General features: G+C 61.1%; 7 protein-coding genes. 6 read left to right on the top strand and 1 reads right to left on the bottom strand.

Annotated elements, in window-relative coordinates; genetic code table 11:
- Positions 1-36 precede the first annotated feature (36 nt).
- From AC1D1X_RS16075 to msrA, 3 genes are all read left to right on the top strand, one after another.
- Positions 37-930 (top strand): LysR family transcriptional regulator, encoded by an 894-nt coding sequence (locus AC1D1X_RS16075; RefSeq protein WP_477668049.1) that lies wholly within the window; start codon positions 37-39, stop codon positions 928-930.
- A 135-nt stretch (positions 931-1,065) separates the two neighbouring features.
- A complete protein-coding gene (locus AC1D1X_RS16070) occupies positions 1,066-1,344 on the top strand; it encodes a hypothetical protein (RefSeq protein ID WP_477668048.1) in 279 nt (92 codons plus the stop codon).
- 116 nt (positions 1,345-1,460) lie between these two features.
- Entirely contained in the window at positions 1,461-2,003 is a 543-nt protein-coding gene (gene msrA / locus AC1D1X_RS16065; protein ID WP_457279947.1) for a peptide-methionine (S)-S-oxide reductase MsrA, read from the top strand.
- Between the two features lie 313 nt (positions 2,004-2,316).
- Here msrA and AC1D1X_RS16060 read toward each other — a convergent pair whose 3' ends face one another.
- The gene (locus tag AC1D1X_RS16060) at positions 2,317-3,300 is read right to left on the bottom strand and encodes a M14 family metallopeptidase (protein WP_477668047.1); all 984 of its coding nucleotides are present in this window, start codon (positions 3,298-3,300) and stop codon (positions 2,317-2,319) included.
- Between the two features lie 252 nt (positions 3,301-3,552).
- Here AC1D1X_RS16060 and AC1D1X_RS16055 point away from each other — a divergent pair, with 252 nt between their 5' ends.
- The 3 genes from AC1D1X_RS16055 to AC1D1X_RS16045 form a co-directional block, all read left to right on the top strand.
- Entirely contained in the window at positions 3,553-3,954 is a 402-nt protein-coding gene (locus tag AC1D1X_RS16055) for a hypothetical protein (RefSeq protein ID WP_477698645.1), read from the top strand.
- A gap of 99 nt (positions 3,955-4,053) precedes the next feature.
- The gene (locus tag AC1D1X_RS16050; RefSeq protein ID WP_477668045.1) at positions 4,054-4,323 is read left to right on the top strand and encodes a hypothetical protein; all 270 of its coding nucleotides are present in this window, start codon (positions 4,054-4,056) and stop codon (positions 4,321-4,323) included.
- An 85-nt stretch (positions 4,324-4,408) separates the two neighbouring features.
- Positions 4,409-4,644, top strand: a 236-nt coding sequence (locus AC1D1X_RS16045; protein ID WP_477698644.1) for a hypothetical protein, incomplete at its 3' end; no start/stop codon positions are given.

The following is a 4,644-nucleotide window of genomic DNA, read 5'->3' as shown; positions in this document are numbered from 1 at the left end:
ATCCAACGATATAAAAAACATATTCATGGATGGCTTATGGAATTTCGTCACCTCCGCTATTTCCTTGTCCTGGCCGAAGAGCTGCATTTCGGCCGGGCGGCCCGGCGCCTGTCGATTTCCCAGCCGCCGCTGTCGCTGAACATCCAGCAGCTTGAAGCCTCGGTCGGCGCCAAGCTGCTCACGCGCAACAGCAAATCGGTGCAACTCACCGCCGCCGGGCAGGCCTTTGTGCCGGCGGCGCGCGCCTTGCTGGATCAGGCCGCGCAGGCGGCTGGCCATGCACGTGACGTGGGGCAGGGCATGGCCGGCAGTCTGGCCATCGGCTTTTCAGGAACCATGCTGTACAGCGGCCTACCCAGGATCCTGGAGCGCTTCCAGGCCGAACACCCGTTGCTGCGCCTCACGCTGAAGGAACTCAACTCCAGCGAACAGCTGATCGAGCTGGCGCATGACCGGCTGGACCTCGGCTTTGTGCACACCACACGCGTGCCGCCCGAGTTGTCGCAGGTGCTGGTGTCCAGCCAGGCCTTTGTCGGTTGCCTGCCCGCGGGGCACGCGCTGGCGCGAAAGCGTTCGATATCGCTGCAGCAGTTACAGGGCGAACCCTTTGCCGTGGTGTCGCGCACCGTCTCGCCCGACTACCACGAACGCATCCTGATGATCTGTACTGAAGCCGGTTTTTACCCGGAGATCCGCTACGAACTGCGGCATTGGCTCAGTGTGGTGTCGCTGGTGTCGCAGGGCATGGGTGTGGCGCTGGTGCCGGCTGCGCTCAGGCAGTCGGCCATGGCGGGGGCGGCCTTTGTGCCGCTGGATGCCGCCACCACACCTTATGAAACGCACTGCCTCTGGAAAACCGCACGCGACCACCAGGCGCTGGCCGCTTTTGTGAAGGCGGTGCGCGCAATCGCCCCGGCGGCGAAGGCATGAAGATTCCGTCCCGCCCAGGTGCCCTGGCGAATGACCTTGGTAAAAATATGTCCACCGCTGGGGGCGTAAAGCTGTCACCATGGGGCAGTTCATAGTCTTCAGGAGAACGGCATCAACCCGTATATCTGGTGTTTGGTGGGTGCCCTTCTCGGCGGGGCCGCCTGCCTGCTCGCGGGCACCCGCGAAAAAATCCTCATCCTCGAAAGCCTCGGCGTCGGCATGTTCGGCGCTTTCATCGGCGGCGACTTCGTGGCCGCCCTGCTCAGCAAGGGCGCCACCAACGACAAGGTCTTCAGCATGGGCTCGCTCGGCCTGGCCGTGGCCGGCGGCCTTCTGGCGCTGGCCCTGCTGCGGTTGATGCGCCGTGCAGTCGGTCCCCAGCACGTCACCAAAGGCCCGCGCCGGCGCGACTGAACCGGACGCTTTCCAGTTCGCTTCAGGGGCAATGTGTGGGCCTCTCCGCGGGTCCGCGGGCCCCGGCGTAAGATTGCCGCTCCCCGTACGACCAACGGATTTCAGCGGAGATTTCCATGCCTTCTTCCCCCCAAACCATCACGCTCGGCGGCGGCTGCTTCTGGTGCACCGAGGCGGTGTATGTCAAGGTGCGCGGTGTTACCGACGTGGAGTCGGGTTACAGCAACGGCCAGGCCGCACGGCCCAGCTACGAAGAGGTCTGCACGGGCCGCACCGGCAGCAACGAGGTCGTCAAACTTACCTACGACCCGGCCGACATCACGCTGCGCGAGATCCTCGAAATTTTCTTCGTCATCCACGACCCGACGAGCCTGAACCGCCAGGGCAACGACGCCGGCACGCAATACCGCAGCGGCATCTATTACTCAACGCCTGAGCAGAAAGCGGAGATCGACGACTTCATCCGTCAGGTCAGCCAGGACAAAACCTTTGGCAAACCCATCGTCACCGAAGTGCTGCCGCTCGAAAACTACTGGCCCGCCGAGTCCTACCACCAGGACTATTTTGAGAACAACCCCAACCAGGGTTACTGCGCGTTCGTGGTCGGCCCCAAGGTCGACAAATTCCGCAAGACCTTTGCGTCGCGTGTGAAGGACTGAATGGGTTGGAGCGTGAGTGCTATTAGTTTGCTATCAAATAGATAGCTGATTGCGCTTGTCAGTATTGGTCTGATGCCGTTTTTAATGCTGAAAAACCATGTTTTCCGGCCGTTGGGGCTGTTTGAAATCATTTTTTCGGGTTTTCAAACGGGTTTTAGCCCGTTTTGAAGCAAAAAAGCCCTTCGTTTAGCCATCAAATTGGCCTGCAAGCCAATAGGGGCGAGCGCAAGCGGCTATTAAATAGATAGCAATGTCGGCGCCTTGCGGCAAGCCGTAGCCACCCCGCAACGGCGCTGGCCCGGCCCATCCGGGCTCAAGCCCGCCGCTGCGCGAAATAAAACCACTCCTGGCCCACTTCCCCCCGCGGATTCGGAAACACCACAAAGCCGTCCGCCGGCGCGGCAATAGGTGCGCCGCCATTGCGCGTGCCAATGGCCTCGCCGGCTTTCACGGCGTCGAAGCTGCGCCACTCGCGCGTGAAGGTGTCGCCGGCATGCTCGCGGTCCACCACGTCAACGAGCCGCAGGATTTCGCGCGCCATCGGCACCGGCGCGGGTTTCTGCGTAATCAGCCCCAGCAGGCCCAGCGTCTGCTGAATTGCATGCCGCGCCACCTGCACCGCCTGCGGGTCGTCATGCTGGCCGCACTCCAGCGTCACGCCGTAGCCGCCGCGTGAGCGCATGTATTCGGTCGTGCCTACGCCGTAGTTCGGGTCCGTCACCAATGTCTGCGCGCGGGCGCCCCCCGCAGCGCCCGCAGCCGTTGCCGCGCGCCGCTGCACGCCCCGGGCGTACGTCTCCAGCCAGCCTTCCACGATTCGGTGCGGCCCGGTGTGCAGCGCCAGTTGCATTTCTTCCGCGGCATGGTCAAAGGGCTCCAGCGCCCCCGTGTTGTTCTGCGGGCCGATCATCACAAACGGCGCACCGCCCGTGTGAAAAGAGTGCAGGTCCAGCAACACGTCATGCGCATCCAGCAGCGGGCACAGCACGTTCGCGATGCGGTCCTCAAAGTCCTGCGGAATTGCACTCGGCGCCATGTTGCGGTTGAGGTTGCGCTCACCCATGCGCTGCTTGAGCCGGTAGGCTAGCGGGTTGGTCACGGGCACAAAAGTCACGGTGCCGCGCTCAATGCCCAGCTTGCCGTTGTCGATTTCTTCCATCAGCTGTGTGATGGCGCGCGTGCCGCAGGTTTCATTGCCGTGTACGGCGCCGGTGACCAGCAGGCGCGGACCGGGGGCGAGGCCGTGGAAGGTGTGGCTGCGCAGGTGGGTAGGGTGGGGGCTAGGGGTGGAAGTCATGGGGTGTGCACCTCTGGGGGTGATAAACGTGGATGGCGTTGATGGCTTGGTTATACAGCGGTTTCGGCGGAGGCAAGAACGTTGTTCGYGCGAGTCCCTCATGCGTTTGGGGGATGGTGTTGTTTGGCTTCGAACCTATGATCGTGGGCAGTTGGCAACCATGCACCTGTCTTCAACCTTGTTGGAATCGCAAGCATGCGGCAAGCTTCGGTTTGCGGCTTAACTTCTAATAAAAGCGCTGGAAAGACCGTGATGCACATAGTTTTCTGGATTGGATGGATCGCATTGGGATACGCTGCCTGGTCCGCGTGGCTGCAACGCGCGTGCCCCCACGCAGGTTGCAGCTTCATCCTGGTGATGCCGCAACTGCTGGAGCTGATCGTGCCATTCATGGTTTGGGGAGCAGTTGGCGTGGCGGCATCCATTGGCATTAATCTGATGCGCGGCCGGCGCAGATCGCCAGCTGCAAGCAAGGTGGGGGTAGAACCTTCGCCACTGCCCGATGCGGTGCAAGCACCAGTGAGTGCTGAAGCGTTGATGCATGAGCTAGGCATCACATTCGATGGACGCCTGTATGGGTTTCGTGAGTACCGTTATGAAAAACTGGCGGATGCCATTGCCTATGCAAGACTTGCGGGGCGACGCGACGACTGATCCCAATCGGCGTCCGGTGGCAGAGTGCGGTTGGTCCGTCGTGCCTATGATGTCGGTGTTCGCACACTCTGAACATCTCATGTTCAATACGGAGGCAGCATGGACACCGATCTTGAAGGCTTGTCGCGTGAACAACTCATTGTGGAAGTCAAAAAACTCCGCCAGGGTATTCGCGAGCACCGCGACAGCACGGGCCACGAGTTGTGCTGGCATCATCCGGCGCTGTGGGCGCTGCTGCCGGAGAGAACCGACCCTGTGCCCGTCGTACCTGACTGGCCGCAGTTCTTTCGCGGCTGCATCCGCTACCGCCAGTCGCTGGATGAACAGTTGCCGGATGCGCCGCGAAGTAATGAACCCTATCGCGACTGAACACATTTGACTGTCGATATCCGCGTATTCGTGGCGCGCTGCAAACGGCCAGATTTTCGAGAGCAAAAAATGAGTGAGATTGGCAATGAACTTCACCGTTGATCGTTTGGTGTCATGGGTGCTGATCCCGCTTTTAGTGGCCCTGCCTCTGGCTTTTTTCATGTGCTACGGAGCGCTTGATCACAACCCGCAGGAAGAGTTCTGTGCTTATGTGGCCCGCGGCGTATCTGCAAATTATTCAGTCCAGGGCGAAAACTGCAACATCAAATGGGGTGCAACAGGTCTGTTGTTTGCGGTCTGGCTTTTTGCCCAGCTGGCGGT

It is taken from the genome of Polaromonas sp. P1_G4, from assembly GCF_056405475.1.
This window is presented reverse-complemented; position numbering and strand designations above follow the sequence as displayed.

Coding starts and splice junctions, on each gene's coding strand:
- AC1D1X_RS16075 (WP_477668049.1), top strand. CDS start 37: ATGGAATTTCGTCACCTCCGCTATTTCCTTGTCCTGGCCGAAGAGCTG.
- msrA (WP_457279947.1), top strand. CDS start 1,461: ATGCCTTCTTCCCCCCAAACCATCACGCTCGGCGGCGGCTGCTTCTGG.
- AC1D1X_RS16060 (WP_477668047.1), bottom strand. CDS start 3,300: ATGACTTCCACCCCTAGCCCCCACCCTACCCACCTGCGCAGCCACACC.
- AC1D1X_RS16055 (WP_477698645.1), top strand. CDS start 3,553: ATGCACATAGTTTTCTGGATTGGATGGATCGCATTGGGATACGCTGCC.
- AC1D1X_RS16050 (WP_477668045.1), top strand. CDS start 4,054: ATGGACACCGATCTTGAAGGCTTGTCGCGTGAACAACTCATTGTGGAA.